Annotated in this window: 1 protein-coding gene; it reads left to right on the top strand. The window is 64.3% G+C overall.

Annotation, left to right across the window (positions count from 1 at the left end; translation table 11 throughout):
• Positions 1-179: 179 nt before the first annotated feature.
• On the top strand, positions 180-1,136 hold a 957-nt coding region (locus U1700_RS15055; RefSeq protein ID WP_332753487.1), incomplete at its 3' end, for a TonB-dependent receptor plug domain-containing protein.

The raw sequence follows: 1,136 nt of genomic DNA, 5'->3' as shown, positions 1-1,136 counted from the left end.
AGGTAATGCGAGGATGATGCCCCGATGGGCGATGTCCAATGGTTCCCATCCACAGCCCCGATCCGACAAGCCCCTGATACTCTCACCTTTGTTGCGATTGACTCGCATATTCATCACTATTAATTCGCTATCGCAACGAAATTGGGGGTTTTGGAATGTGGGTTCGCGCGACACTGGTCATGATGCTGTCTTCGGTGGCGGCGCCCTGTCTGGCGCAAAGTACGGCGTCGCCGGGGCCGGACACCGCGTCGACGGAGGCGGGCAACGATATCGTCGTCATGGGCGAAAAGGCCGACCGGACGCTGCGTGATACGCCCGCCAGTGTCGCGGTGACGACTGCGCAAACCATCACCGACCAGAATCTGATCGACATGTACGACGTGCTGCAACGCACGCCCAATATCTCGATCGGGGCCGACCGGACGAGCTTCACCATTCGCGGCATCGATGCCTTGAACGTCTCGGGCGCGGGCGATGGGGCGCTGGCCAGCGTCTATCTCGACGGCGCGGTCCTGCCGCGCGCGGCGCTGAACACCGGGCCACTGGATTTGTACGACATCGCCCAAGTCGAGGTGTTTCGCGGGCCACAATCGACGGTGCAGGGGCGCAATGCGCTTGCCGGGGCGGTGGTCCTTCGCACGACCGACCCGAGCTATGCATGGAACGGCAAGGCCAGGGTGATGCTGACCGGCCCCGATGGACAGCGCCGCGCCGCCGCCGCGCTGGGCGGCCCGATCCTGGGCGATCAGATCGCGTTCCGCGTGGCCGGCGAGATCGCGCGTTCGGATGGTCTGCTCTACAACGCCACGCTCCACCGCGACGCCGATCCTCGCCAGTCGGAGATGCTGCGCGGCAAGCTGCTGTTCACGCCCGACGCCGTGCCCGGGCTGCGGATCATCGCGACCTATATGCACGACCGCCATGTGCGTGGTGCCTATTCGTTCGAATTCGACCCGCCCTATGACCGGCGCGACCGCATCGTCACCGACGACGTGGCGACCGTCACCCGGACGTTGAGCGACATCGCGACGCTGGAGGCGCATTATACGCTGGGCGGTGGCTTCGACCTGAGTTCGATCACCAACTATTCCAATGTCCGCGCGCTCTATATCGCCGATCCCGACCGCAACCCCACG

Source organism: Sphingomonas sp. RB1R13, assembly GCF_036663775.1.
In the GTDB taxonomy this organism is placed as follows: Bacteria; Pseudomonadota; Alphaproteobacteria; order Sphingomonadales; family Sphingomonadaceae; genus Sphingomicrobium.
The sequence above is the reverse complement of the archived record's forward strand: the minus strand, read 5'-3'. Positions and strand labels throughout refer to the sequence as shown.